The sequence below is a fragment of the Jannaschia faecimaris genome, assembly GCF_900107415.1.
Classification (GTDB): domain Bacteria; phylum Pseudomonadota; class Alphaproteobacteria; order Rhodobacterales; family Rhodobacteraceae; genus Jannaschia; species Jannaschia faecimaris.
On sequence record NZ_FNPX01000004.1, the window covers coordinates 250,369 to 276,643 of the forward strand.

General features: G+C 62.6%; 23 protein-coding genes. 11 read left to right on the forward strand and 12 right to left on the reverse strand.

All coding sequences use genetic code 11. From position 1 onward, the window contains the following. Nucleotides 1–387: 387 nt before the first annotated feature. The 5 genes from BLV27_RS07070 to kynU all read left to right on the forward strand — a co-directional run bounded on the left by BLV27_RS07070 (nt 388) and on the right by kynU (nt 6,597). Nucleotides 388–1,347 carry a sugar-binding transcriptional regulator gene (locus BLV27_RS07070; RefSeq protein WP_092644303.1) on the forward strand — a complete coding sequence of 320 codons (960 nt, stop codon included), beginning with the start codon at nt 388–390 and terminating at the stop codon, nt 1,345–1,347. Beyond that, entirely contained in the window at nt 1,334–2,902 is a 1,569-nt protein-coding gene (locus BLV27_RS07075; protein WP_092644305.1) for an FGGY-family carbohydrate kinase, read from the forward strand. Before BLV27_RS07070 ends, BLV27_RS07075 begins: the two co-directional genes overlap by 14 nt. 1 nt (nt 2,903) lies before the next feature. Further along, nucleotides 2,904–4,409: a glycerol-3-phosphate dehydrogenase gene (locus BLV27_RS07080; protein WP_092644307.1), complete on the forward strand. Its 1,506-nt coding sequence runs from the start codon at nt 2,904–2,906 to the stop codon at nt 4,407–4,409. Nucleotide 4,410: 1 nt separating this feature from the next. Then, a complete protein-coding gene (locus BLV27_RS07085; protein ID WP_092644309.1) occupies nt 4,411–5,343 on the forward strand; it encodes a TIM barrel protein in 933 nt (310 codons plus the stop codon). A gap of 66 nt (nt 5,344–5,409) precedes the next feature. Further along, nucleotides 5,410–6,597 (forward strand): kynureninase, encoded by a 1,188-nt coding sequence (kynU, locus tag BLV27_RS07090; protein ID WP_170831379.1) that lies wholly within the window; start codon nt 5,410–5,412, stop codon nt 6,595–6,597. Here kynU and BLV27_RS07095 read toward each other — a convergent pair. The 11 genes from BLV27_RS07095 to BLV27_RS07145 form a co-directional block, all read right to left on the reverse strand. Further along, nucleotides 6,581–7,558 carry an ABC transporter ATP-binding protein gene (locus BLV27_RS07095; protein WP_092644311.1) on the reverse strand — a complete coding sequence of 326 codons (978 nt, stop codon included), beginning with the start codon at nt 7,556–7,558 and terminating at the stop codon, nt 6,581–6,583. The two genes, kynU and BLV27_RS07095, sit on opposite strands and share 17 nt — an antisense overlap. Next, on the reverse strand, nt 7,555–8,508 hold the full coding sequence (locus tag BLV27_RS07100) for an ABC transporter ATP-binding protein (RefSeq protein ID WP_092644313.1): 954 nt from the start codon (nt 8,506–8,508) through the stop codon (nt 7,555–7,557). The genes BLV27_RS07095 and BLV27_RS07100 overlap by 4 nt, the downstream gene beginning before the upstream one ends. Further along, nucleotides 8,505–10,088 (reverse strand): gamma-glutamyltransferase family protein, encoded by a 1,584-nt coding sequence (locus BLV27_RS07105; RefSeq protein ID WP_092644315.1) that lies wholly within the window; start codon nt 10,086–10,088, stop codon nt 8,505–8,507. Before BLV27_RS07105 ends, BLV27_RS07100 begins: the two co-directional genes overlap by 4 nt. Beyond that, entirely contained in the window at nt 10,081–10,953 is an 873-nt protein-coding gene (locus BLV27_RS07110; RefSeq protein WP_092644316.1) for a polysaccharide deacetylase family protein, read from the reverse strand. Before BLV27_RS07110 ends, BLV27_RS07105 begins: the two co-directional genes overlap by 8 nt. Then, nucleotides 10,950–11,708 carry an SDR family NAD(P)-dependent oxidoreductase gene (locus tag BLV27_RS07115; protein ID WP_092644317.1) on the reverse strand — a complete coding sequence of 253 codons (759 nt, stop codon included), beginning with the start codon at nt 11,706–11,708 and terminating at the stop codon, nt 10,950–10,952. Before BLV27_RS07115 ends, BLV27_RS07110 begins: the two co-directional genes overlap by 4 nt. Before the next feature lies 1 nt (nt 11,709). Continuing rightward, nucleotides 11,710–12,552, reverse strand: coding sequence for an ABC transporter permease (locus BLV27_RS07120; protein ID WP_092644318.1), 843 nt, complete (start codon nt 12,550–12,552; stop codon nt 11,710–11,712). After that, nucleotides 12,552–13,475: an ABC transporter permease gene (locus BLV27_RS07125; protein ID WP_092644319.1), complete on the reverse strand. Its 924-nt coding sequence runs from the start codon at nt 13,473–13,475 to the stop codon at nt 12,552–12,554. The genes BLV27_RS07120 and BLV27_RS07125 overlap by 1 nt, the downstream gene beginning before the upstream one ends. Next, nucleotides 13,475–14,980: an ABC transporter substrate-binding protein gene (locus BLV27_RS07130; protein WP_092644320.1), complete on the reverse strand. Its 1,506-nt coding sequence runs from the start codon at nt 14,978–14,980 to the stop codon at nt 13,475–13,477. The genes BLV27_RS07125 and BLV27_RS07130 overlap by 1 nt, the downstream gene beginning before the upstream one ends. After that, the gene (locus tag BLV27_RS07135; RefSeq protein WP_092644322.1) at nt 14,977–15,744 is read right to left on the reverse strand and encodes a GntR family transcriptional regulator; all 768 of its coding nucleotides are present in this window, start codon (nt 15,742–15,744) and stop codon (nt 14,977–14,979) included. The genes BLV27_RS07130 and BLV27_RS07135 overlap by 4 nt, the downstream gene beginning before the upstream one ends. A 500-nt stretch (nt 15,745–16,244) precedes the next feature. Next, a complete protein-coding gene (gene mbfA, locus BLV27_RS07140; RefSeq protein ID WP_092644324.1) occupies nt 16,245–17,234 on the reverse strand; it encodes an iron exporter MbfA in 990 nt (329 codons plus the stop codon). 193 nt (nt 17,235–17,427) lie between these two features. Further along, the gene (locus BLV27_RS07145) at nt 17,428–18,126 is read right to left on the reverse strand and encodes a GntR family transcriptional regulator (RefSeq protein WP_092644326.1); all 699 of its coding nucleotides are present in this window, start codon (nt 18,124–18,126) and stop codon (nt 17,428–17,430) included. A gap of 245 nt (nt 18,127–18,371) precedes the next feature. On the opposite strand from BLV27_RS07145, the gene BLV27_RS07150 reads away from it, so the two are divergent. From BLV27_RS07150 to BLV27_RS07175, 6 genes are all read left to right on the forward strand, one after another. Beyond that, nucleotides 18,372–19,358, forward strand: coding sequence for an ABC transporter ATP-binding protein (locus tag BLV27_RS07150; protein WP_092644328.1), 987 nt, complete (start codon nt 18,372–18,374; stop codon nt 19,356–19,358). Between the two features lie 15 nt (nt 19,359–19,373). After that, nucleotides 19,374–20,654, forward strand: coding sequence for an ABC transporter substrate-binding protein (locus BLV27_RS07155; RefSeq protein ID WP_092644331.1), 1,281 nt, complete (start codon nt 19,374–19,376; stop codon nt 20,652–20,654). Between the two features lie 58 nt (nt 20,655–20,712). Next, nucleotides 20,713–21,567, forward strand: a complete 855-nt coding sequence (locus BLV27_RS07160; RefSeq protein ID WP_092644333.1) for an ABC transporter permease — start codon at nt 20,713–20,715, stop codon at nt 21,565–21,567. After that, nucleotides 21,567–22,406, forward strand: coding sequence for an ABC transporter permease (locus BLV27_RS07165; RefSeq protein ID WP_092644335.1), 840 nt, complete (start codon nt 21,567–21,569; stop codon nt 22,404–22,406). The genes BLV27_RS07160 and BLV27_RS07165 overlap by 1 nt, the downstream gene beginning before the upstream one ends. Then, complete coding sequence (locus BLV27_RS07170; RefSeq protein WP_092644337.1) at nt 22,403–23,041, forward strand: aspartate/glutamate racemase family protein; 639 nt, start codon at nt 22,403–22,405, stop codon at nt 23,039–23,041. The genes BLV27_RS07165 and BLV27_RS07170 overlap by 4 nt, the downstream gene beginning before the upstream one ends. Before the next feature lie 806 nt (nt 23,042–23,847). Then, the gene (locus BLV27_RS07175; protein ID WP_244504576.1) at nt 23,848–25,545 is read left to right on the forward strand and encodes a PHA/PHB synthase family protein; all 1,698 of its coding nucleotides are present in this window, start codon (nt 23,848–23,850) and stop codon (nt 25,543–25,545) included. A gap of 212 nt (nt 25,546–25,757) precedes the next feature. Here the strand turns inward: BLV27_RS07175 and BLV27_RS07180 are convergent, their stop codons facing one another. Continuing rightward, nucleotides 25,758–26,225: a F0F1 ATP synthase subunit gamma gene (locus BLV27_RS07180; RefSeq protein WP_092644340.1), complete on the reverse strand. Its 468-nt coding sequence runs from the start codon at nt 26,223–26,225 to the stop codon at nt 25,758–25,760. Nucleotides 26,226–26,275 lie beyond the last annotated feature (50 nt).

The window sequence follows — 26,275 nt, forward strand, 5'->3', positions numbered from 1 at the left end:
GTGCGATAAGTGTGAGGTTATTTGTTACGATGATGTGATATATCGCAGTCTGTCAATCCCATCTTTCGGATGGGTAGGGCGTGGTCGCGGCTCCGCTGAGGATTTCTGCGAGTCGATGCTGCAGTGCCGAAACGCGCCATCGCGATGCCGGACTGCAATTTATATTGGTTTAAAGGTCTTTTTTCTGCACCTGCGAGGGGAACCAAAGGAATCTTTCTTCCAGTTTCGGTTCTTCATTTTGACTGCAAGTTGAGGCGGGCTGGGCCGCGATTCGGTCGATGTCACGTATGTGAATTTCTTGCGGTGGTGTGATTTGTTTGACAAATGATACAGGATCGCATGTTATTTCTATCATTGAATTTAATTTCGCAGCCGGAGCCGATGCCCATGCATCCACGCGAATCCGAAGACAGCCTGGCCGTCCGTGCCGCTTGGATGCACCACGTCGGTGGCATGACGCAGGCGCAGGTCGCGACGCGGCTGGGCATCTCGGGTGTCAAGGCGCACCGGCTTGTGGCACACGCCAATCGCATCGGTGCCATCCGCGTCACCGTGGAGGGAGACATCCTGTCCTGTCTGGAGGCGGAGCAGGCGCTGGCGCAGCGTTTCGGCCTGACTGAATGTCGTGTCGTTCCCGATTTGCATGAGACGGGCCTGCCGCTTCGCGCCTTGGGCCAAGCGGGTGCGCAGTTTCTGGAGGAAGAGATGCGATCCCAGCCCGAGGCGACGATCGGGGTGGGTCACGGGCGCACCTTGGGCGCTGTCGTCTCGGCCTTGCCGCAGATGGATGCTGCGCGCCTGCGCTTTGTATCGCTGTTGGGCGGGCTGACCCGGACCTACGCGGCGAACCCACACGATGTGATGCATCGCCTCACGGAGCGGACCGGGGCCGAGGCCTATGTCCTGCCGGTGCCATTTTTCGCCAATTCGACGGCAGACCGCGATGTCTTTTTGGGTCAGCGCGGTGTCGGGGATGTTGTGGCAATGGGATTGGGAGCGCGACTGATGATTGCCGGGATCGGCACCGTTCAGCCTGACGCGCAGATCATTGCCTCGCGTCTGGTGGAAGCCGCCGAAGTGACCGAGGTCATGGCGCGAGGCGGGCAGGGCGAATTGTTGGGCCATTTCTTCGACGCGGCAGGGCAGTCGGTCGAAACCGGCCTGACCGCCCGGACCCTGTCGCCCGACCTTGCGCATCTGCGGGAGCGTCGGATCGTGGCCATCGCGGGGGGAGAAACCAAGGTCGCCGCCATCCGCGCCGTTCTTCAGAGTGGATTGCTCAGCGGTTTGATTGCCGACGAGCGCACGGCACAGAGCCTGATCGGAGATGTCGATGGCACAAGCTGATTTGATCGTGGGCATCGATGCAGGTACTTCCGTCGTGAAGGCGGTGGCCTTTACCCTCGCGGGCCGACAGTTGGCGAGCGCATCTGTGCCGAACACCTATGTCACCGGGGAGGACGGGTCGGCGACGCAGGATATGGGTCGCACTTGGGCGGACTGCGCGGCGGCGGTGCGGGGCCTTGGGGAGAAGGTTCAAGATCTGGCTGGGCGATGCGCGGCGCTGTCGGTAACAGCGCAGGGCGATGGCACTTGGCTGGTCGGGGCAGGCGACGCGCCGGTTGGTGATGCCTGGATCTGGCTCGATGCACGTGCAGCCCCCGCTGTGTACCGATTGACCGGCAGCCCGCTCGAACGGACCCGGTTCGAGGCGACGGGCACCGGCCTCAATACCTGTCAGCAGGGTGCGCAGATGGCGCATATGGATGCGACGGATCCCGCGCTGCTGGACCGGGCAGAGGTGGCGCTGCATTGCAAGGATTGGCTCTACCTGTGCCTGACGGGGGTACGCGCGACCGACCCGTCGGAGGCGAGCTTTACCTTCGGGAACTTCCGGTCGCGGGCCTATGACGACGATGTTCTTGCGGCGCTCGGGTTGGAACACCGACGCGGATTGCTGCCCGAGATTATCGACGGATCGCAAGTGACTCATCCGCTCTCGCCCGAGGCGGCACTCGCCACGGGTCTGCGCGCGGGAACGCCGGTCTCGCTGGGCTATGTCGATATGGTGATGACGGCACTGGGCGCGGGCGTACACACCGGCGATGCAGGCGCTGCCTGCTCGGTGCTGGGATCGACTGGCGTTCACCTGCGCGCCGTCAGGGCCGGGGATGTCCATCTGAACGACGCGAACACCGGATACGTCATGTGCCTTCCGGTGCCGGGCGTCGTCACGCAGATGCAATCGAACATGGCGGCTACGTTGAATATCGATTGGCTGCTGGCGGTTGCGGCGGACCTGATGGCCGACTGCGGCCAAACGGTCAGCCGGGCCGATCTTGTCGCCCGGATCGACGACTGGGTTGCTCGGGCAAAGCCGGGGCAGGTGCTCTACCATCCCTATGTATCCGCCGCGGGCGAACGCGGTCCCTTCATCGACGCGCGCGCGCGCGCCAGCTTTCAGGGCCTGTCTGCCCACCACCGCTTTCCCGACCTGATGCGCGGCGTTATCGAGGGCTTGGGTCTGGCCGCGCGCGACTGTTACGCCGCGATGGGGGCGATGCCGGAAGAACTGCGGTTGACCGGCGGGGCCGCCCGGTCCGACGCTTTGCGCAAAATTCTCTCTGCGGCGGTCGAGGCCCCGGTCCGCGTCTCGCGGCGGGACGAGGCGGGGGCGGCGGGGTGCGCCATGATGGCCGCGGTCGCCATCGGTGCCTACGCCGACATGGACGCCTGCGTCGCGGACTGGGTCACGCCGCTGTTGGGCGCGCCCGAGGCCCCCGATCCGCAACTTGCCGCCACATACCGCCGCCTGTTCCCCACCTACATCGCCGCGCGCACTGCGGCGGACCCGCTTTGGGCCGCGTTGGCCCATGCGCATCAACCCGCCGAGGGAGACTGACATGACCGACACCGTGGACCTTTTCGTCATCGGAGGGGGCATCAACGGCGCGGGCATCGCGCGTGATGCGGCAGGCCGGGGGCTTTCTGTTGTTCTGTGCGAGAAGGACGACCTGGCCGAGGGCACGTCTTCGCGCTCGGGCAAATTGGTTCATGGGGGACTGCGATACCTGGAGTACTACGAGTTTCGGCTGGTGCGAGAGGCGCTGATCGAGCGGGAAGTCCTGATGAGCGCCGCCCCGCACATCATCTGGCCGCTGCGCTTCGTGCTGCCCCATTCGCCGTTGGACCGACCCGCATGGCTCGTCCGGCTGGGGCTTTTCCTTTATGACAACCTCGGCGGGCGAAAAAAGCTGCCGGGGACGCGCACGCTGGACCTGCGGCGCGACCCTGAAGGTGCGCCGCTCCTCGACAAGTATCGGAAAGGGTTCGAATATTCAGACTGCTGGGTGGACGATGCGCGGCTGGTCACGTTGAACGCGGTCGATGCGGCCGAGCGGGGCGCGACGGTCCTGACGCGCACGGCCTGCACTTCGGCCCGGCGGGAAGACGGGGCCTGGGCCGTCACGACCACAAACAGTCGTACCGGAGAGACGCGGGAGTTTCGCGCCCGCGTTATCGTCAACGCCGCCGGCCCTTGGGTCAGCGACGTGATTCAGCGGGTCGCGGGGGCCAATTCCAGCCGCAACGTCAGATTGGTCAAGGGTAGCCACATCATCGTGCCCAAGTTCTGGAGCGGGCCGCAGTGCTACCTGCTGCAGAACCACGATAAGCGCGTGATCTTCGTAAACAGCTACGAAGGTGACAAGGCCCTGATCGGCACCACCGATATCGCCTGGGAAGGGCGCGCGGAGGACGTCGAGGCCGATCCGTCGGAAGTGGAATACCTGCTGGATGCCGTGAATCGCTACTTCAAGGAAAAGCTGCGCCCGGAGGACGTGGTGCAGACCTTCTCGGGGGTGCGCGCGCTGTTCGATGATGGTCAGGGGAACCCTTCGGCCGTGACCCGCGACTATGTTTTCGACCTGGACGAGACGGGCGGTGCACCGATCCTCAATGTCTTTGGTGGCAAGATCACGACGTTTCGGGAACTTGCCGAGCGGGGCATTCACAAGCTCAAGCATCTCTTTCCGGATATGGGCCGCGACTGGACCCACAAGGCTGCGCTGCCGGGTGGTGATATCCCCAAGGCCGACTACGATGCGTTCCGCGACCAGTTGAAGACCGATTATCCGTGGATGTCCCGCGACCTGCGCGAACATTACGGGCGGCTATATGGCGCGCGTACGGCGATGATCGTGGGCGATGCGAAATCGCTGGACGGTCTGGGGCGGCATTTCGGCGGGACGCTGTTCGAGGCGGAAGCGCGGTATTTGAGCGCGCATGAATGGGCGCAGACGGCAGAGGATATCCTCTGGCGGCGCACCAAGCACCGGCTGCACCTGAGCAAGGCCGAGCAGGCCGCCTTCGCCGCTTGGTACGACGACACGCTGGCCAAGGTTGCCTGAGATGGGTCTGACGCTTTCACTGAACACCAATCCACTGGTCAATCGCTTTGCGGAGCCGAACGACTTGATCGAAACGGTGGCACGCGACCTGCGCATTCGCGACCTGCAATTGACGCACGAGTTCATCAACCCGTCGTGGGAGGCATCGACCATCCGCCGCCTGACCCGCGATATGGCGCGGGCGCTGAACCGAACCGGCGTTCGGGTGACATCCGGCATGACGGGGCCCTATGGCCGGCTCAATCACTTCGGCCATCCCGACCGGGACGTGCGACGGCATTACGTCAACTGGTTCAAGACTTTCGCGGATATCATCGGGGACCTCGGCGGTACGTCCATCGGCACGCAATTCGCAATTTTCACCTATCGCGATTTCGACGATGCGGCGCGGCGTGAGGATCTGATCCGCACCGCGATCGATTGCTGGGCCGAAGTGGCGGAGCATGCCAAGGGGGCCGGGCTTGACTACGTATTCTGGGAACCGATGAGCGTCGGTCGAGAATTCGGCGAGACGATCCAATCCTGCATCGACCTTCAGGATCGGCTGACCGCGACCGATACGGCCATCCCGATGTGGATGATGGCGGATATCGACCACGGCGACGTCACCAGCGCGAACCCCGACGATTTCGACCCTTATGCCTGGGCACGCGCCGTGCCGCGCGTCAGCCCGATCATCCACATCAAGCAAAGCCTGATGGACAAGGGTGGGCACCGACCTTTTACCGCCGACTTCAACGCGAACGGACGGATACAGCCAGCTCCCCTGCTCGCGGCCTTTGCCGAGGGCGGGGCGGTGGACAACGAAATCTGCCTTGAACTTTCCTTCAAGGAGCGGGAGCCGAACGACCGGGAGGTGATCCCCCAGATCGCCGAGTCCGTCGCCTTCTGGGCCCCGCACATCGATACAGGGGCGGGCGACCTGAAAGTCTGACCTTTCCGACGTGCGCGCCCGTGCGGTCCGCGATATATCCGGCATAAATCGCACCCGGAGACCCGCATGACCCTGCCCGTGAAAGACCGTTTCGACCTGCCCGAGGGGATGATCTACCTTGACGGTAACTCGCTTGGCCCGCTGCCCAAGGGCGTCGGCGCGGCGGTGCAGAAGGTGATCGCGGATGAATGGGGTCAACAGCTGATCAAGGGCTGGAACGTCTGCGACTGGATGGATCAGCCCGCGCGCGTCGGCAACATGGTCGGTCGGCTGATCGGGGCACAGGACGGATCGGTGGTGATGGGCGACACGCTCTCGATCAAGGTGTTTCAGGCACTGGCCGCAGGTCTGGAGATGCGCCCCGATCGCCGGGTTATCCTGTCGGACAGCGGAAACTTCCCGTCCGATCTGTACATGGCCGAAGGACTGGTGGCGCTGAAGAACGCGGGGTTCGAGTTGCGCGTCGCAGACCCGGAAGACGTGGCGGATGCGATCAATGACGAGATCGCCGTCGTCATGTTGACCGAAGTGGATTACCGCACGGGCCGGATGCACGACATGGGGGCGATCACCGGGCTGGCCCACGCGGCCGGGGCCGTGATGGTCTGGGATCTGGCTCATTCCGCGGGCGCGGTTGAGGTCGACGTCGCGGCATCCAATTGCGAATTCGCAGTTGGCTGCACTTACAAATATCTGAACGGCGGACCCGGTGCGCCGGCCTTTATCTATGTCCGCCCGGACCTAGCCCAGACGGCGACGCCTGCGCTTTCGGGATGGCTGGGACATGCGGCACCGTTCGCCTTCGATCCCAGCTATACCCCAGCCCCCAGTGTCGAGCGGATGCGCGTCGGCACGCCGCCTGTGCTGCAACTGGCGGCGCTGGAGCAGGCGATGACTGCATGGGACGGGATCACCATGGCCGAGGTGAGCCAAGCCTCCCTTCGGCTGTCGGAGCGTTTCATCGCCGAGGTCGAGGCGCGGTGCCCGCAATTGATCCTTTTGTCCCCGCGTGACGGATCGGTGCGCGGCTCACAGGTCAGCTTTGGGTTCGATCACGGCTACGCCGCCATGCAGGCCCTGATTGCGCGGGGGGTCATCGGTGACTTTCGCGCGCCGAACGTGATGCGTTTCGGGTTCACGCCGCTTTATCTGGACGAAGGCGACGTCTTGGCTGCGGTCGATATCCTGCAGAATGTGCTCGACAACCGCCGTTGGGATGCGCCCGAGTACCGCGCCGTCAGTCGCGTGACCTGAGACGCGGAGGGCAACGGACCATGTGGCCGGGTGCAAACTCCGCCAAGTCGGGCCGGGCTGTGCCGCAGGCGGCCTCTGCGATCGGGCACCGGGTGACGAAAGGGCAGCCCGTCGGCGGGTCAAGAGGGCTGGGCATGTCGCCTTCCAGCACGATCCGCTTGCGCGTGTCACGCAGCTTAGGATCGGGCAAGGGGATCGCCGATAGCAATGCTTCCGTATAGGGGTGCATGGGGTTGGCGAAGACCTCCGATGCCGGGCCTTCCTCCACAACGACGCCGAGGTACATGACGGCGACCCGGTCGGCGATATGGCGCACCACGCTCAAGTCGTGGGCGATGAAGAGATAGCTGAGCCCCAACTCCCTTTGAAGGCGCATCAGCAGGTTGAGGATCTGGCTCTGGATCGACACGTCGAGCGCGCTGACGGGTTCATCACAGATGATCAGGCGCGGGTTGAGCGCCAGCGCGCGGGCGATGACAACGCGCTGCCGTTGCCCGCCGGACAGGGCACCGGGGCGTCGGTCGCGTTGATCCGGGTTCAGGCCGACCAGGTCCATCAACTCGTCCACGCGGGCGGCGATCTGATCCTTGGGGTGGCGATGGATGACCAGCGGCTCGCCGATTGACTGCGCTATGGTGCGACGCGGGTTAAGGGCGCTGACCGGGTCCTGGAACACCACCTGCATCTCGCGCCAGACGTGGCGGCGCTCCGCTTCGGACAGGGTGGCGATGTCGCGATCGTCGAATGTGATGCGGCCCGCAGTGATCGGGGCCAGACCAAGCACCGCGTTTCCGGTCGTGGATTTGCCGCAGCCGCTCTCGCCCACGACGGCCACGGTTTCATTGACGTTCACGGTCAGGGAAACCCCGTCTACGGCCTTCACTAGACCCTTGCCGCCGCCGAAGCGACCGGTGCGGACTGGGAAGTGTACCTTGAGGTCCTCGATACGCAGCAGGGTCATTCCATGCCCTCAACCGGGTGGAAACAGGCGATGCGATGGGGACCATCGGTCAGTATAGGGCGCGCGGTGCAGGCATCGGTGGCGCGGTCGCAGCGGGTCCGGAAGCGGCATCCCTCGGGCCAGTCGCGCGGGCTGGGCACGTTGCCCTTGATGGCGAACAATTCGCCCTTGGGGGGCTCATCCAAACGCGGAATCGTGCGCAGCAGCATTCGGGTATAAGGGTGACGCGGACTCGCGAACAGCGGATCGACGGGGGCCTGTTCGACCACGCGCCCACCGTACATGACGCAGACGCGATCCGCCAATTCGGCAACGACGCCCATGTCATGGGTGATCAGCAGGATCGCGGTGCCAACCTCGGCCGCCAGATCGCGCATCAGGGCCAGGATTTGCGCTTGAATGGTCACATCGAGCGCGGTCGTCGGTTCGTCCGCGATCAACAGACGGGGCTTGGAGATGAGCGCGGCGGCGATCATGACACGCTGGCACATGCCGCCCGAGAGTTCCGTCGGCAACTGCATCGCCCGGCGCGCGGGTTCGGGAATGCCCACGCGGCGCAGCATGTCGATGGCCTGTTTCATGGCCTCGACGGGGCTGGCGCGGTCGTGAACGAACAGGCTCTCGGCGACCTGCGCACCAACGGGCACCAGCGGGTTCAGCGACGATACCGGCTCCTGAAAGATCATCGCAAGGTCCGCCCCGCGCAGGTTGCGCAACTCGGAGTCCGGCAAGGCAGTCAGGTCGGTGTCATCGAACACGACCCGACCCCGCCCCACCGTCAGGCCCTCACCCAGAAGGCCCATGACGGCAAGCGCGGTCAGGGATTTACCCGACCCGCTTTCACCAACCAGGGCCACCACCTCGCCCGGTGCCACATCCAGCGTTACTCCATCGACGAGCGACAGCGGACCGGCATCGATGGCCAAATCCTCGATCGAGAGCAGGGTCATTCAGAGACGGCCTTGGTCCAGGGATTGTTGGGGTGTACCGCCCCGCAGTTTGGCATGCCGCCCCGCCCCGCCTGCACAAGCGAGGGAATGGCGAACTGCACGGGATAAAGGCTGTCCTCCGTGATCTGAACGGGGTGGTTGGCGGCAATCGCGCTGGCGGTGTCGGGTGATGCGACCCGATTGACCAGAACCGTTGGCGCGCTTGCATCGATGCGCGGCGCGTGAAGCGCCTGCTCGGGTGAGGCCCCGTGGTCGATGATCTGCGACAGAAGCTGCACGATTGCCGGGAAGATCTGCCGGCCACCTGCGGCCCCGACGGCAATGTCTGGGGTGCCGTCTCGGGTGGTGATCACGGGTGCCATGTTCGCCAGCGGCACGGCACCGGGGGCAATGGAATTGGGTTGATCGGGACGGGGGTCGAACCACATCATCCCGTTGTTCATCGTCAGGCCCAGACTGGGAGCCACGACCTTCGAGCCGAAGCGCGACAACAGCGTGTTCGTTAGCGAGACCATGTTGCCCTGCCTGTCGATCACCGAAAGGTGGCTGGTGCAATCGCGCCCCGCCGCCGCGTGGCCCATCGTCTTGAGGCGCGCCTGGTAGGTGGCGCGGATGGCGTTCGCATGGTGTGCGGCGAAGTCCGCGTCCGAAGCTCCGGCCATATCCTGCCCGGTCAGTCGCATTAGCGTGTCCAGAAGGCTGGGCCCGCCGGACAAACCAGGAATCGTATGAACGATCCGGTCGCGGTAATGGCCGCTGGCGGGCCTGTTCCATGTTGGACGGTAGCGGGAAAAATCATCGGCCGCGAGTTTTGATCCCTTGGCCTGAAGGTCGGCGACGAGCGTTGCGGCGGTCTCGCCCTCGTAGAAGTCGCGCGCACCATTCTGTGCCAAGCGGCGCAGCATCGTGGCTTTCAACGGCATCGGCAGCAACCGGGCGGTCGGGTCGGTTGGATCGGGCGTGCGGACCCTTGGGTCGAGGAACAGTGCGGCCGCATCCGCATCGCGCGACAGGCCGGGCGCGTCGATGGCGAAGGCCAGCTCTGCGAACCAATCGACACGCATCCCACGCTCCGCCAGGCCAATCGCGGGGGCGAGCGCGTCTGCCCAGGGCAGTGTGCCGTGTTTCTCCAGCGCCTCAGCCAATCCGGCGACCGCGCCGGGCACGCAGATCGACATGGGCCCGATCAGGTTGCGATCGTCCTGCACCGACGGCCAGTTGAACCAGTCACCGCCAGCGCCCCCGACCAGGGGAAAATCCGCGGGATCGGCGGCCAAAGGTGCGCGCAGGTTGAAGTCCAGCGCTTCGACCGTGCCGTCCGCGCTGGCATGCAGCAGAAAGCCGCCACCGCCCAGACCCGACAGCCAGGGTTCCACCACCGAAAGGGCCAATGCGGTCGTTACGGCGGCGTCCATCGCATTCCCGCCAGCCGCCAGAACATCTGCCCCGATCTGCGCCGCTTCGTGGTGCTGTGCGGCGACGATGCCACCGTGGCTTTCGACCTGTGGTTTGCTCACTGCCCAAGTCTGGTGTGACACGGGCGGGGTTAGTGACGGCTTGGCATGGCTGCGCTCATCCATGTGGGTGCTCCCTTTCATCGACGGGCGTGATCGGGTCCAGCGTCACATCCAAGCCGGAGCCAAGGCCACGATGGTGCTCCGCCAACTCTCCGCAGGTGGCGACCCAGACTTTCGGGCTGTCGACCAGCGGCCGCAGCAGATGCTCCAGCATTTCGACCCTTGCGGCCCGTCCCGAAATCCAGTCGTGCACGGTCAGCATGAACAACCCGCCATCGCGGATTTGCGCGTCGGCGTCGGTGCGCCATTGTTCGGCGACTTCGCGATCGGGGCGGGGGGATTTGTCGCCGGCACCAAGAAACTTGAAGAAGATGGCATCATCGTTGTCCCACCGGACCGGGATCTGCGTGACGCCGTTGATGGTATAGGGCACGTCGTGGCCCATCAGGCTGGAATCCCAGAGGTCATGGCGGTCCAACTCGCGCAGCATGTGGGGCGTCATCTCCCACGCCGGGGAGCGGAAGCCGGAGGGCGTCATGCCCGTCTGTTCAACGAAGAGGGCTATCGCCGCCTCCAACGCCTCGGTGAAACGGTGGTCGGAGACATCGCTGACCAACTCGTGAAAATAGCCATGCAGGCCGATCTCGTGGCCGCGCTCTATCAAGCCCGGCAAGAGGTCGGGGTTTTCCTCGGCAACAACGGCAGGCACGAAGAAGCTCCCTCGGACGCCGATCCGGTCCAGCATCGCGACCATCCGTGCCAGGCCCGCTCGCATGCCATAGCTCCGGTGCTCCAACGCGGCGAGGGCTTGGGGCAGCCCTCTGCGGTGCTGCCAGAGATGGGGGGACGTCGCATCGACATCGACGCTGAAGCATGCGGCGGCGGTAAGGCCCTTGGGCCAAGGGTAGGCTTGGGGATCCCAGATCACAACGCGCTCTTCTTCGCTTGGTAGACGTCCATGGTTCCCGCCGAATTGCCGCCGTCGACGGCCAAGGATGTCCCGGTGATGTTCTTTGCCGCCGATGATGCGAGGTACAGCGCCGCTTGCCCGACATCCTCGGCCCCGGTTTCCGTTCCAAGCGGGATGGCGGCCATCACCCGGTCGATGTGTTCCTGGGTCAGGGTGCTGACGGCACTGCCGGAGGCGAAGCCCGGCTCCAGGCAGTTCGCCCGGATGCCGTATTCCGCCAATTCCAGCGCGAAGCCCTTGGTCATTCGGTCCAGCGCGGTCTTGGACATGCAGTAGGTCACCGCCGTGCGCCGCATCTTGCGCGCCGCCCCGGAAGAGATATTGACGAAATTGCCCCGCACCCCTGCCGCGATCATCTGGAGCGCGAAGCCCCGCATCAACACGAAGGGCGCGCGGACGTTGACGCCCATGATCCGATCCCAGTCGGCGATCTCCATGTCCAGCAGAAAGGATGACGGATAGAGCGCGGCATTGTTCACGACCACGTCGGGCGCGCCCCATTTATCTTTCACCGCGTCCATCAGGTGCTGCAATCCGGCGTCCGAGGTCAGGTCGGCGGCCACGGCGAAATCGGACAGGCCATCGGTCGCGGTGTCGGTTGAGCAGACCTCTGCGCCCGCTTGCCTGAAATGGTGGACCAACGCGCGCCCCATTATCCCGGCAGCCCCGGTGATTACGACGCGCTTGCCTTTGAACTCGTCTCCAAAATCCATCTTACCGTCCTTTTCCCATGCGATCGCCAAGGCGGTCGCCAATAAGGTTCGCGCTGAGCACCAGTGCGAAGAGAGCAAAGCCGGGGAAGGTGGCGATCCACCAGGCCGACCCGACGTAGTTCCGCCCCGTTGAAAGCATGGATCCCCAGCTGGCGGTCGGGGGCTGAACACCGAGTCCCAGGAACGACAGGCCCGCTTCGAACAGGACCATCAGGCCGAACTCCAGCGTTGCCACCACGAGCAGAGGGCCAATGATGTTTGGCAGAATGTGCAGCGCCAGAACGCGGGTGGGGGACGCCCCCATGGCGCGGGCAAGCGTGACGAAGGGGCGGTCCGCGATGGCAAGTGTCTGTCCATATGCGACCCGCGCGTATCGGGGCCAGCGGGTCAGCGCCAGCACCAGGATAACGTTGATGAAGCCCGGTCCCAGCACGGCGACAGTGATGATCGCCAGCAGGATCGCCGGAATCGACAGGAAGATATCGACAAGCCGCATCAGGATCGTCTCGGCCCAACCCCGAAGATACCCGGCAGCCATACCGACGGTCACGCCCAAGACCCCTGACAGCAGCACCGATAGCACGGCGACCGAGAGCGAGACCTGCGCCCCGTAGATCAGGCGGCTGAGGACGTCGCGCCCCAGCTCATCCGAGCCGAGCCAGAACGTCACGCCGCGCGCCTCGAACCCCGGAGCTTTCAGGCGGGCCAGCAGGTTCTGTCGATCGGGGTCCAACGGCGCAATCCAAGGCGCGAAGATTGCGGCCAGCGTCAGTGCCGCCAAGAGCCAGGCTGGCCACCACGCGAGGGCCCTGCGGATGTGGGAGGGGGCGGCGAGGGTCGCCATCACTTGCCCCCTAACCGGACGCGAGGATCGACGACAGAATAGAGGATGTCAGCGGCCAGGTTGGCAAAGATGGTTACGAAAGCACCAAGCAGCACGACCGCCTGCACGATGACGAAGTCGCGGGCGGCGATGCTCTGCACCGTCAACAGGCCAAGGCCCGGCCACGCGAAGACCGTCTCGACGATGACCGCCCCGGCCAGCAATTGCGAGATTTCGAGCGCGGTGATGGAGATGATGGGGATCAGGGAGTTCCGCATCAGGTGTTTGGATACAAGACGCCCGGTACCCACGCCCCGCGCGCGGGCGGATCGGACGTAATCCTTGCCCAGCTCGTCTACCACGGCAGCTCGTGTGATACGTGCATAGGTGGCTAATGACAGCAGTCCGAGCGCGATGGACGGCATGATCAGATGGGCCAGCGTGCCCGTACCCGACGATGGCAGCCAGCGAAGCCAGACACCGAACACCAAGATCATCATAATCCCCGACCAGAATGTCGGCATCGATTGGCAGGCGAGGACCAGTCCCATGATCCAGCGGGAGATGGCCTTGCCGCGGGTCAATGCCATCACGAGACCCAGAGGCAATCCGATCAGCAAAGCCACAGCCAGTGCCCCCCCGGCCAGTTGCAGGGTCTGAGGGATGCGCGATGCGATGATCGTCCAGACCGGCGCGTTCTGCACGAAACTGCGCCCCAGATCGAAGGTCAGCATGTCGCCGAGGAAGTCGACATATTGCACCCAGAGGGCGCGATCGAGGCCAAGCGTGGCACGCATGGCCTCGATATCCGCCTGCGTCGCGGTTTCGGGCAGCAGGAGCGCGGTCGGGTCGCCGGTAAGGCGCTGGATGAAGAACACCAGCGTCACCACCCCGAAAGCCGCGATCAGCGCCTGTCCACCGCGATGCAGGAGGAAGCGGAGCATTATTCGGAAATGCTCATGCGGTTGAGGAACATGCTCTCGTTCGCAGTCGGCTCGAACGCGATGTCGTCGGACGCGCCGTACAGCACCGCGGCCTGGTAGAGGGGCAGTACGTAGTAATTCTCGCGCACGATCTCATGCACGCGTGCATAGGCTTCTTGGCGGACGGCTTCGTCCAGCGAAACGCGCGCGGTCTGAAGCAGCTCGTCCAGTTCCGGCACGTTCACGCGGCTCCAGCTCGACGACGAATGCAGCAGCGGATAGGCGATGCCGTCCGCATCCTGACACGCGCAGGACCAACGCCCGAAGCTGAGTTCAGGCCGCTCCGGCCGGTCGGGATTGCGCGCCGAGGCGAGATAGGTCGGCATGTCGGTGATCGAGATCTCGATGTCGAAGCCCACATCGTTGAGCATCTGCTGCAAGGCCTGCACGATCCGTTGATCGAAAACCGGTGCTGTGCCGAAAGTTGCCGGCGTCGCAGCAAGGTCGGGGTTCGCGGACGTGATCTCGCGGGCCGCATCGGGATCGTATTCAAACGGCATAATCCCCTCGGCATAGCCGAAGTGCGCGGGGCTGGAGAGTTGCGCCATCGGCATTTCGCCGGCACCCAGCAAGCCTTGCGTGATGCCCTCGATATCAATGGCGAGGGAGGCCGCGCGCCGCATGTCCGGGTCGTTGAACGGCGGCACGTCCAGGTTCAGGCCAAGGAAGGCCACCCTCTCGGTCGGTGCGGACAGAACCTGCAGGTCGGGGTTTGATTGCAGCTGCATCGCGGCGTCGCTGTCGATGCTGACGACCAGATCGGCATTCCCCGCCTGAAGGTCGGCCACGCGTGTCGCGGCATCGGGGACGGCGCGGAAGATCGCGGCCTCGAACGGCCCGGCCTCGCCCCAGTAGTCTTCGTTACGCGTCAGTGTGACCGACACGCCGCGGTTCCAATTGCTGAAGGCATAGGGGCCGGAGCCGACAGGCGCGTTGTTGAACGCATCGGCCCCGACCTCCTCCACGACGTGCTGCGGCACGATGGACAGTTTGACCAACTGCGCAAGCAGGGCCGGGTAGGGGCCGTCGGTCGTCAGGGTGACGACGTTGCCCTCGGCGGTGGCGTCGATGATCTGGTTGAATTGACCCAATTGCGGTGATCCGAACTCTGGGTCGATAATGCGCTTGACCGAGTAGAGGACATCGTTGGCGGTCAGGGGGGCACCATCGTGAAAGGTGATCCCGTCCCGGATGGTGAATGTCATCTCGGTGTCCGAGACCTGCTGCCAGTCGGATGCAACCTGCGCAACGATATCACCTTCGTTGTTCCGGGTGACCAAGTTGTCGAAGATGTTGCGATAGACGTAGTAGCTGTCGGGGTTCCACTGCATGTGCGGATCCAAGGATGACGGCTCCCCTGCCAGGTCGACAGTGATGTCACGCGCGAACGCGGCTGTGGTCAGTGCAGGCGTAGCGAGGACCGCAAGGGCTACCCCGGCCAACAGGCCTTTGATGGAATGCTTCATGTCTCTCTCCGGTTGTTGGCAGCTTGGTTTACGTGCCCCGTAAGTCCGCTGCCTGGAGTCAGGGGGGCATCGCTGTGCAGCAGTTGGCGCAGGAAGAACGCCTGCTGCGCGTCGATCAGGTTGGTCCGGGCGGCATGGATGGCCGCGCCATCCTCAGCCAGTGCGGCCCGGATCAGGTTGGGCGCATCAGTACGGTGAAACAGGCGGCCCCGTACCGGATCTTCCAGAAACCGGGTGATGCGGGCCGTATGATGCCACAGCTTGCGCAAATGGCGCGCGGTAAACGGGTTCAACGCCCCAAGCAGGATGCCGTCGACCCGGTCGATGTAGTGCCGGAAGGATGCGATGGCCCCCGCCTCGGGGCGGTCGTGGAGCGGTGTCAGAACGGCGGCGATCTGGCTTAATTCGGTGCGGGCCGCATCCAGCAGTTTCACGTCGTTCAACGCGACCTCCGCCACGCGCCGCGCGTCCAGAACGTCGCCGATCAGCGCACCAGTCACCGGCAGAATACGCCAGCCGGTGCGCGGTTGCGGCGTGGCCCAGCCGTCATAACCAAGCCGCGTCAGACCGGCGCGGGCGGCGGCACGGGTAAGGCCGAACCGGTCCATTGCGTCGGCTTCGGTCACGGTGTTTCCGGGCGCGATTTCGCACCAGATCACGGCGTCGAGCAGACGGTCTTCCGCAAACCGTGCCTTGGCTTCGGGTGCGGGGGCTGCGCCGCCGGACGTGGCCGGTCGCAGGAGGGGGGAGCTTGGATCGTACATTGAACCTCAGTGGCTATGCTCTGACATGTTGAACGGGGTATTTTAACATGTCAAAGTAAAATCGTGGTCGCCACCGTCGAAAGATGAGCTTGCTTGAATGTCGGGTTCGCTGGGCTGAAAGAGGCTAAGCCGCTTGGATGCTGACCCTGCGAACGGGAAGCGCGAAATTTGGATCGACTGGGTAAGATTTGCACCCAACAGGCACCCACCCACCTCGGCTTCGCATGACGGCACGGCAAGTTGCGGCCCGGTCAGATGTGGACGCCGTTCATTGCGGTTATTTTGCCTGCTGAAAGGGTACGTGTCCAAGTTTGGCGAATTCCTCGGACGGGTCGCGCAGGCCCTGCGCACCATTTTTCAACGAAATCCCATTTGCGTTTCGCAGCGGCCCTGAGGGGCGGTTATCGGCTGTCTGCCGGCCTGGTTGCAGCGCTGGCGATGCGCGGCTCGTGCCTTGCTTGGACGGGCGAGCATCGCTTCAATCCGCCCTTGGGGCGTGGCTAGGCCGCGCCTATGAACATACCGATGGCAAAGACCAGCGCGCCGCCCAGCGTGACCTGAAACATCGCGCGGGGCCACGGAGTCTCCATATAGCGGTGCTGAATCCAGGTGATCGCCAGCAACTCCACAACTACGACCACGATGGCGGTGATCGTCGCGATCCAAAAATCGGGGATGAGGTAAGGCAGCGCGTGGCCAAGGCCGCCCAAGGTCGTCATCACGCCCGCCGACAACCCGCGCTTGAGCGGTGAGCCGCGCCCCGAAATCACACCATCGTCCGACGCGATCTCGGTAAATCCCATCGACACACCCGCGCCAAGGGCGGCGGCAAGGCCCACAAGGAAAGTCTGCCAAGTGTCCCCCGTCGCAAAGGCTGCCGCGAAGACAGGTGCAAGGGTCGAGACGGACCCGTCCATCAGGCCCGCAAGCCCCGGTTGCACCCATGTCAGGACAAAACGTCGATGCGCGGATTTGTCTTCCTCCTCGATTGCATCGGGCGAGAGATGCTCCTCCGCCAATCGTTGTGCGACGTCGCTGTGGCCCCGCTCGGCCTGGGCCAGGTCGCCCAGAAGCTTGCGCGTGCCCGGATCGGTCGTGCGCGCGGCGGCTGCGTCATAGAACCGGGCGGCCTGCTGCTCCATCGCTTCGGCCTCCCCGCGAATCTTGTCGATGGGCAGGTTCGCGCGCAGCCAGTCCGGCTTGCGGGCGTAGAACCCGCGCACGTGTTCCCGGCGGATCAGCGGGATATGGTCGCCAAACCTTGCCGCGTAGTGGTCGATCAGGCGGCGGCGATGTTCGTTTTCTTCTTCGGCCATGCCCTCGAACACAGCTGCCGATGCCGGATGCTCCGCGCGCAGCCCATCGGCGTAGTCGAGATAGATGCGCCCGTCCTCCTCCTCCGCCGAGATGGCGAGTGCGAGAACTTCCCGCTCGCTTAGCGAGGCGAAATCACGGGCACCACTGCGGGTGAAAGATCCGAATAGGTTCATTGCAAACACCCCGTCAATTTCTTTGGTCGTTGAAGTCCAGGAATTCTGCCGTTCCGACACCTTGGCTGTCTAGCGCAATCCGGTCGGGTTTGGAGATTGAAGCCCACAATGAAAAGGCCAGCGTCACTAACATGTGCTGCGGGGTGTCTTCCCACTTGTTTCAGAGCGACCGGATGGACCCGAGCGATGGAAATCAACGCGCAGGTTGTTGCAGCAACTCCCGCAGGCTTCGAGTCTGGACGGGACGTTCCCGTAGGTCGAGCGCCGAATTCAGGTCGACCAGGTGGCTGCGCATCAGGTCCTCTGCATTCTGTTCGTCCGCATCGGCAATCGCCTGGACGAGGGCGTGATGCGCGTGGCTTTCGCATAGCGCGCTCTCGCGTCTCCAATACAGCGCGATGATCAGCGATGATCGGGCGATCAAGGTTTCGATGAACCGTCCGATCGTTTCCTGATCGGCGATCCGCGCAATCTCGATATGAAACAGCCCGGACAGGTTGACGGCGCGACCATTGTCGCCGTCCGCCATGGCCGCATGCTCCTCGGTGACGTGCTGCCTGAGGATGTTGATGTCCCGCCCGGTCGCCCGCGTCGCGGCCGATCGGGCCGTGCGCGGCTCCAGCAAGGCGCGTGCTTCGAAGACTTCACGGGCTTCGCGCGGGCTGGGGTGCGCAACAAAGGCCCCCTTATGGCGCTGAATCTCGACCAGTTGGACATGTGCAAGGGACTGAAGCGCCGCCCGAACGACGGTTCGCGAGACGCTGTAAACGTCCCCGATCTCATCCTCGCCCAGTTTTGTGCCAGGCGCGAGCCGATGTTCGTGGATCGCCAAGGACAGGGCATTCGCCACCATCTCGGTCGCATCCGTCGGCTTGGGGGGTGGCTTTTGCATGATGGGTATCGCTGTTTTCCGGCAGAATCACAGATGACCGACCTGACCTGTCGGAACAAGGTGCACCAAGGTTGCGCGCAATGTCTGTCGGAATTGTATACAACATTGTGTTCAGAGCTTAAGCGGCGGCGTCAGATTCCGATGAAATACGCGCCGTTTTCAAGCCGGGGGACAGCGAGCCGCAACTTTCATTTGAATTAGGAGCATCCTGCCCGCCCAGTCGGAAGGACTGGTTGGGGGCCTGAATGACGACTGCAAAACAAGATCTGGAACTGGTCGCCGTCACCAAGCGGTATGGCAACACCGTTGCGGTCGACGCGATCCAGCACAGGTTCAAGCCCGGATCCTATGCGTGCCTTTTGGGGCCTTCCGGTTGTGGAAAGTCCTCAACCCTGCGGATGATCGCCGGGCACGAAAGCGTAACCGACGGGTCGATCCTCTTGGGTGGGCGCGATATTTCCGGCTTAGCCCCGGCGCAGCGCGGCACGGCCATGATGTTTCAGAACTACGCCCTGTTTCCGCATCTCAGCGTTATCGAAAATGTGGCATTCAGCCTCAAGATGAAGGGGGTAGACGCCCCGCAGCGCCGTAAAAAAGCCGGTGAGATGCTTGAGTTGGTCGATCTGACCGCGCTGAGTGATCGTCTGCCGGATCAGTTGTCCGGAGGTCAGCAACAGCGGGTCGCGCTGGCCCGTGCATTGATCACGCGGCCAGAAGTCCTGCTGTTGGACGAGCCGCTCTCTGCGCTGGACCCATTCTTGCGGGTTCGGATGCGCAGCGAGCTCAAGAAGCTCCAGAAGGAACTCGGGATCAGTTTTATCCATGTCACCCACGGCCAGGACGAGGCCTTGGCTTTGGCCGACGAGATCGTGGTGATGAATAACGCAGTGATAGAGCAGGCGGGCCCCGCCCGCGAAGTGTTCAACGCACCGAGGACCCGTTTCGTGGCGCAATTCATGGGTGGCCACAACGTAATCGCCTTGCCCGAGGGGCATTACGCGATCCGATCGGATGCCATCAATGTCACCGCGCCCGAGGCGGGTCTTCTTGATGGGTGCGTCACCGCCGTCGAATATCAGGGCACACACGTGTCGATTATTTCACGGATCGTGGGGGACGAAGAGATCACTGCCCTGGTTCCTGACAACCTATTCTTTTCCACCCCGCATCATCCCGGCGACCGCATCGGTCTGCGTTGGGACGCCGAAAACTTGCACCAACTGACTGCATAACAAGGAGCCACGAACATGATCGACAAGACGCAAAAGATTTCCCGCCGCAACGTGCTGAAGGGCGCGACGGCGACCGCGGCCTTCGCTGGCGGCACCACCCTGGGCGCGCCGATGATCTGGGCGCAGAACATCAAGGACATCACCCTGCGCCAGTTCGGGACCGGTGTGTCGAACCTGAACGAGGTTGCGGCCAAGGTGAAGGAAGATCTGGGTTTCAACCTTGAGATGACCGCCCTTGATACCGACAGCGTGACGCAGCGGGCCGCCACCCAGCCCAACAGCTTCGACATTGCCGACATCGAATACTTTATCTGCAAGAAGGTCTGGGCCGCAGGCAACCTTCAGGCCATGGATACGACCAAGCTGGACAATTACGACAAGATCGTGGGCATCTTCCGGAACGGCAAGCTGACGCCCGAAAGCACTATCGCCCAAGGCACGGCACCCCACACCGTCGGCTTTACCAGCGGCCAGAACGGCACCGACTTCGTACAGGAAGAGTCGGGTTGGATGACCTTGATTCCGACGATTTACAACGCCGACACGCTGGGCATCCGCCCCGACCTGATCGGGCGTCCGATCTCGAACTGGTCGGAGCTTCTGAACCCGGAGTTCAAGGGCAAGGCCTCGATCCTCGACATCTCGTCTATAGGGATCATGGACATGGCGATGGTCGTTGAGTCGATGGGCGAATACACCTACCCCGACAAGGGAAACATGACCCGTGAAGAGATCGATATGACGATCGGAATCTTCACCGAGGCCAAGAAGAACGGCCAGTTCCGTGCCTTCTGGAAGTCCTTCGACGAGAGCGTCAACCTGATGGCCTCGGGTGAGGTCGTGATCCAGTCGATGTGGTCGCCCGCCATCACCGCCGTCAAGTCGCGGGGGATTCCATGCGTCTACCAACCCTTGGAAGAGGGCTACCGCAGCTGGGGCGGTGGTCTGGGTATCTCGGCGGCTTTGTCGGGGCTCGAGCTGGAAGCGGCCTATGAGTACATCAACTGGTACCTGTCGGGTTGGGTCGGCGGCTTCCTGATGCGCCAGGGCTACTACTCGGCCGTGCCGGAAACCTCCAAGGCGTTCATGTCCGCGGACGAGTGGGGCTACTGGTTCGAAGGCAAGGAAGCCGCAGGCGACATCACCTCGCCCTTCGGTGACAAACTGGCCGGTTCAGGCGACACACGCGATGGCGGATCCTTCGAGGAGCGCATGGGTGCGGTCGCCTGCTGGAACTCTGTCATGGACGAGAATCAGTACATGGTCCGCAAATGGAACGAATTCGTCGCCGCGTGACGAATACGCTGGCGCGCGTGGCTTTCACGCGCGCCGCACATCAAGTGAAAGACCTCAGATGCGCGAACGCCCGAACCTGATCGGCTGGCTCATGGTGTCGCCCCTGGCGGCCGTGTTGTTGATCTTCCTGATCCTGCCGATCGTGATGATCGTGATCGTCAGCTTTTGGACCGCTACCGAATTCTCCATCATCCCGGCATTCTCATGGGAGAATTACGAGTTCCTCTTCGGCTCCTCGGTGACGTTCCGCGTGTTCATGAACACGTTCAAATACGCCGTGCTGACCTGGGCCTTCACGTTCGTGATCGGGTTCACCGTCGCCTACTATCTGGCTTTCCACATCCGCACCCAGACATGGCAAATCGCGCTGTTCCTGCTGTGCACGATTCCTTTCTGGACCTCCAACATCATCCGCATGATTTCCTGGATTCCGTTTCTGGGACGGAACGGAATTGCGAATTCGACGCTTATCTCATGGGGCGTGATTGATCAGCCTGTCGAATGGCTGCTGTTCTCGGATTTTGCCGTGGTCCTGGCCTTCGTCCACCTTTACACGTTGTTCATGGTTGTCCCGATCTTCAACACGATGATGCGGATCGACAAATCCTTGGTGGAGGCGGCACGTGATGCTGGGGCCAATGGCATCCAGATCCTGTGGAACGTGATCCTGCCGCTAACGAAACCGGGCATCATGATCGGCACGATCTTCGTGGTTACGCTGGTGATGGGTGATTTCATCACGGTCCGTTTCATGTCGGGGTCGCAGTCGGCGAACGTCGGCCGGCTCATCTCCAACGACATCGCGCTGCTGCAATACCCCTCGGCCTCGGCCACGGCGATTGTCCTGCTGCTGACGGTGCTGATCGTGATCGGCATCCTGTTGCGCTTCGTCGACATTCGCAAGGAGTTGTAATGGAACCGCGTTCCCGGTCTTTCTGGCTGCTCACAGCGTTCTTCGCGCTGTTTCTGCTGTTTCTTTACGGCCCCACGATCACCATCGGCATCCTGTCGTTTCAGGGGGAAGGCGGCGGTCTGACGTTCCCCATGCGCGGTGTCTCGCTCTACTGGTTCCGGGATCTGTTCGAGGAGCAGGCCGTCGGCGACATCTGGGGCAGTTTCAGCCGCAGCCTGATCCTGGGGTTGATGGTCATGGTGACGACGATCGTCGTCTCGGTCATGGGCGGCCTCGCCTTTCGCAAGCGTTTCGCGGGGTCGGCCGTTTTGTTCTACCTGATCATCACGGCGCTGGTGATCCCATCCATCCTGATTTCCCTTGGGGTCGGCCTATTGTTCTCTCAATCGGGTTTGACCGTCCACTGGTCAACGTCGGGGTTCGGGGCGCAGTTGACATGGACGTTGCCCTTCGGCCTGTTAATCATGTTTGCCGTCTTCAATCGGTTCGACAAAAGCTATGAGGAGGCGGCGCGTGATTTGGGGGCCACGCCGTGGCAGACGATCCGTCATGTCGTTCTGCCGATCATCGCGCCGTCGCTTATCGGCGTGGCATTGTTCGGCTTCACGCTCAGCTATGACGAGTTTGCGCGCACCTTACTGACGGCCGGCAGTTACAACACGCTACCGCTGGAAATCTACGGCATGACCACCAACGTGACTTCGCCGGTCCTTTACGCCCTAGGCACACTGACGACGGTCTTCTCGCTGATCATCATCGCGGTCTTTCTGTGCATCGCGCTGCTGAGCAACCGGCGCAAGGCAAAGGCCGCCAACGATGCGGGCAAGGGGATGATATGATCGTTCTCATCAACCCCAACAGCACCGAGTCCATGACCACCGAGATGGTCGCAACCGCGACCGAACTTGGCGTGTCTGTTGAAGGCTGGACGTCCCATGGTGGACCTGCCGCAATTCAGGGTCCTGACGACGGGAAAGCCTGTGTTCCACCGTTGCTGAAACTGGTGCAGAAGGCGTCGGACTCCGGCGCGACAGCGATCATCATCGGGTGTTTTGATGACACCGGTCTCGGTCCCGCCCGCGAAATCGCCGACTGTCCGGTGATTGGAGTTGGTCAGGCCGCGTATCACATGGCGATACTTGCCGGGCGACGGTTTTCGGTCGTGACGACGTTGAAGGTTTCCGTGCCGGTTTTGACGCAGAACATCCAGGCCTATGGATTCGACCGCCATTTGGGCCGCGTACGTTCCAGCGGGGTTCCCGTCCTTGCGCTTGAGGCCGATCCTGTCGGTGCCGGTGCCAAGGTCATCGCCGAGATTGACCGTGCCGCCGCCGAAGACGCCGTCGACAGCGTGGTACTCGGCTGTGCCGGGATGGTCGGAATACCCGACCTCTATGGCAAGGGGCGGAAGATACGTCTGATCGATGGCGTCAAATCGGCCGTGCGGATCGCGGCGCATTTGCAGACCGTATAAGATGGCCGCGAATTGAGGGGAACGACGCGTGTCGTTTTCCATATGATTACTGCGTCTGTGGCCTGATCCACAAAGCGAATGGCCGCACAGCTCGTGCCATTGTCGCTGCGGTGGCGTAGGCCGGGAGCATTGGCGGGACCGCCGGATCATCGTTTGATATGCAACCGAGCAGCGATTGACCATGATGCGAACTGGCCCAACCTTCGTCAGCGGTGAATGAGATTTCCGAGACTGCGCCCGGAGTATGATCCTGTCATCCGTGAGTCACGCGTTCATTAACGTGCGTTAATGCCCCGGCCCTAACCTTCGTGAATGTTCGGCACTTGGAGTCATAGGTACGGAAATGAGGGTATGATGCATCGTCTTCATGCCTTTCCGACCTTGGTGCCTGAGCCGGTTGTTCGGTCGTGGCAAGCCGGGATTTCGTGGCGAAGATAATCTGGCTCATTGGAGAGCCGAAAACGGGAATCTTGGATACCTCAAAATAGCGTTCTGTCATGCAATTGCGATACGGGCCCGGCCAATACGAAATTCTTCATAGGCAGGCTATCGGCCATGAACGGCGGCCTTCGCATGGGCTTGGCCGCGCGGAACCGTGGCGCGACAGGATGAAGGCGAATATGGAAATGACGAAAACCAATACCCTCAGTGAGGTGCCGAAATCGTCGTCGGCGCAGTCCTTAGACGATGCTTCGGATCCTGAGGGGGTCCCAAATTGCGAGGATCGGGCCGGGCTGGATGCAGGGCCGCCAGAGTTCACGCGGAAAGCCCCGTTTGAGGCACCGGACCGCTACAGCACGAAAAGCATGGATCAGGCGGCTGACGCATACCTCGCGCGGTTCACATTGGGCATATCACCCTATGGTCTGGCATCGACCTTCTTCACTTGGGCGGTGCATCTGATGGGGGCCCCCGGCAAGCAGGTCCAACTGGTCGAGAAGGCATCCCGCAAAGCTGCCCGGCTGGCCGTCTATGCCGTGACCGCGGCGCGAGACCCCGACTGCCAACCCTGTATCGAGCCACTTGCCCATGATCGCCGATTTGACGACGGTGGCTGGAAACGCTGGCCATACAATTTGCTTTCGCAGAATTTTCTGCTCACTCAGCAATGGTGGTACAACGCCGCGCGCGGCGTCGATGGGGTGTCGGACCGCGAAGAACAGGTTGTGTCCTTTGTCAGCCGCCAGATGCTCGACTTGATGTCACCTTCGAACTTTATCGCGACAAATCCCGAAGTCGCGACCCAAACTCTGCGCCAGGGTGGGGCCAATCTGCTGCACGGCTGGCAGAACTTTCTTGAAGATTGGGAGCGGGCGGTCTCCGGCAAGTTGCCGGTTGGGACGGAAAATTTCGTTCCCGGTCGTGACGTGGCGGTGACCCCCGGCAAGGTCGTGTTCCGCAACCGTCTTCTGGAGCTGATCCAGTATGCTCCTTCGACAGAATCCGTGAAGGCCGAGCCGATCCTGATCATTCCGGCCTGGATCATGAAGTACTATATTCTTGATCTCAGTCCTGAGAACTCGCTCGTGCGCTTCCTTGTCGACCAGGGGCACACGGTTTTCATCGCCTCATGGCGCAACCCCACGGCCGAGGACCGCGAACAGGGGATGGCTGACTATCTTCAGGCAGTTGACGAGGCGATGGGCGCGGTTGGCTCAATCGTACCCAAGCGTAAGATACACGCTATGGGCTATTGCCTGGGCGGCACGCTGCTGGCGGCCAAGGCCGCTCAGATGGCCCGCGACGGTGATGATCGGCTTGCCACGGTCACGTTGTTGGCCACGCAGACTGATTTCGAGGAACCCGGCGAACTTCAGCTGTTCATCAGTGAAAGCGAGGTGTCGTTTCTCGAGAACATGATGTGGGATCAGGGTTATCTGGACACCAAGCAAATGGCAGGTGCCTTTCAGCTGCTGCGCTCGGTCGATCTGATCTGGTCTCGGTACGTGCATGAATATCTCATGGGTCGACGGCCGGAGATGTTCGATCTGATGGCGTGGAACGCAGACGCCACGCGGATGCCTTACAAGATGCACAGCGAATATCTGCGCCATCTTTTCCTGAACAACGAGTTGGCCCAAGGGAAATTCCTGGTCGGCGGCAAGGAGGTGGCGATCAGCGACATCGACGTGCCGGTCTTCTGCGTCTCGACCACGTCCGATCACGTCGCCCCATGGCGCTCGGTCTACAAACTGCATCTGCTGGCCGATACTGACATCACGTTTGTCCTGACGAATGGCGGGCATAACGCGGGGATTGTCAGTGAGCCGGGGCATGAGGGGCGCGCTTATCGTATCCGTACGATCGGTAAAGACGAGCCCTATCAATCGGCGGACGACTGGGCAGCGGCGGTGGATGCGCACGATGGATCCTGGTGGTCGGCGTTTGTCGCGTGGCTGGCCGACCAGTCCAGCGGCGAAAGCGAGCCGCCGAGCCTTGGCGCATGGTCAGGTCGTTACAAGGCGGAGGATGACGCGCCGGGGACTTATGTTTTTCAACTTTGACACCCTTCGGAATTCTCAATTGAAGTCGTCGCGAATCCGATAACCGCTCATTAATTGCGGCCTGATCATTTGGCGCGCCTTAAAAGATGGGGGCGATGCTTGGAAATGTGTCGGTCGTGGTTGTCCGGGCGGCAGGCGTGCCCAGTTTTGGCGGCACGGAAAATAGCGAGGCAAACAGCTTGTAGCAGTTTGACCCGTGGTGCCCGAGCGCATCATTCCTTAGGGCTTGCCGCTTCGTAGCCCGCGACGATATCAAGGAGTTCGCGGGTATTGCTCTCTTGTCTCTTCTGCCGGAACGCCCCGGTAAGATCTTCTCGACGCTCCTCTATATTTCGGTCGGCGCTTTGCATGGTGGCCGGCCGGGACGCGTGTTCACTTGCCAAGGCTTCAGCCAGAGAGCGGTATAGCGTCACGAATAGACGTTCGCGGACAAGCCATAACAACAACGCGTCGCGTTCCATTCGAAAGAAGGGCAGCCCGCGAGCGGGCCAGGTGGTATTTGCAGCCTTGTCAAAGTCATCTTCCGGGATCGGAAGCGGTTGGCGGACTTTGGGCTGTGCTGCGTTTTGCGCGGTGCGACAGTTGTGTGCGACGCGAACGCGCGACACACCATTCTTGGTGGTCCACCCGTCGATCTGTCCGTCGTCAGGGATTTTGGGCCAGTGGGCTGCCCGATCCAAGGGAGGGTCTGGCTCATTTTGTTGTTCGGATTATGCGACGGCTTTGCGGT

Bases quoted from the DNA above. Each gene is read 5' to 3' on its own strand.
- BLV27_RS07085 (WP_092644309.1), top strand. From the start codon at position 4,411: ATGGGTCTGACGCTTTCACTGAACACCAATCCACTGGTCAATCGCTTT.
- BLV27_RS07170 (WP_092644337.1), top strand. From the start codon at position 22,403: ATGATCGTTCTCATCAACCCCAACAGCACCGAGTCCATGACCACCGAG.
- BLV27_RS07105 (WP_092644315.1), bottom strand. From the start codon at position 10,088: ATGGATGAGCGCAGCCATGCCAAGCCGTCACTAACCCCGCCCGTGTCA.
- BLV27_RS07080 (WP_092644307.1), top strand. From the start codon at position 2,904: ATGACCGACACCGTGGACCTTTTCGTCATCGGAGGGGGCATCAACGGC.
- BLV27_RS07125 (WP_092644319.1), bottom strand. From the start codon at position 13,475: ATGCTCCGCTTCCTCCTGCATCGCGGTGGACAGGCGCTGATCGCGGCT.
- BLV27_RS07150 (WP_092644328.1), top strand. From the start codon at position 18,372: ATGACGACTGCAAAACAAGATCTGGAACTGGTCGCCGTCACCAAGCGG.
- BLV27_RS07095 (WP_092644311.1), bottom strand. From the start codon at position 7,558: ATGACCCTGCTGCGTATCGAGGACCTCAAGGTACACTTCCCAGTCCGC.
- BLV27_RS07115 (WP_092644317.1), bottom strand. From the start codon at position 11,708: ATGGATTTTGGAGACGAGTTCAAAGGCAAGCGCGTCGTAATCACCGGG.
- BLV27_RS07130 (WP_092644320.1), bottom strand. From the start codon at position 14,980: ATGAAGCATTCCATCAAAGGCCTGTTGGCCGGGGTAGCCCTTGCGGTC.
- BLV27_RS07070 (WP_092644303.1), top strand. From the start codon at position 388: ATGCATCCACGCGAATCCGAAGACAGCCTGGCCGTCCGTGCCGCTTGG.
- mbfA (WP_092644324.1), bottom strand. From the start codon at position 17,234: ATGAACCTATTCGGATCTTTCACCCGCAGTGGTGCCCGTGATTTCGCC.
- BLV27_RS07120 (WP_092644318.1), bottom strand. From the start codon at position 12,552: ATGGCGACCCTCGCCGCCCCCTCCCACATCCGCAGGGCCCTCGCGTGG.
- BLV27_RS07155 (WP_092644331.1), top strand. From the start codon at position 19,374: ATGATCGACAAGACGCAAAAGATTTCCCGCCGCAACGTGCTGAAGGGC.
- kynU (WP_170831379.1), top strand. From the start codon at position 5,410: ATGACCCTGCCCGTGAAAGACCGTTTCGACCTGCCCGAGGGGATGATC.
- BLV27_RS07100 (WP_092644313.1), bottom strand. From the start codon at position 8,508: ATGACCCTGCTCTCGATCGAGGATTTGGCCATCGATGCCGGTCCGCTG.
- BLV27_RS07160 (WP_092644333.1), top strand. From the start codon at position 20,713: ATGCGCGAACGCCCGAACCTGATCGGCTGGCTCATGGTGTCGCCCCTG.
- BLV27_RS07165 (WP_092644335.1), top strand. From the start codon at position 21,567: ATGGAACCGCGTTCCCGGTCTTTCTGGCTGCTCACAGCGTTCTTCGCG.
- BLV27_RS07145 (WP_092644326.1), bottom strand. From the start codon at position 18,126: ATGCAAAAGCCACCCCCCAAGCCGACGGATGCGACCGAGATGGTGGCG.
- BLV27_RS07135 (WP_092644322.1), bottom strand. From the start codon at position 15,744: ATGTACGATCCAAGCTCCCCCCTCCTGCGACCGGCCACGTCCGGCGGC.
- BLV27_RS07175 (WP_244504576.1), top strand. From the start codon at position 23,848: ATGGATCAGGCGGCTGACGCATACCTCGCGCGGTTCACATTGGGCATA.
- BLV27_RS07075 (WP_092644305.1), top strand. From the start codon at position 1,334: ATGGCACAAGCTGATTTGATCGTGGGCATCGATGCAGGTACTTCCGTC.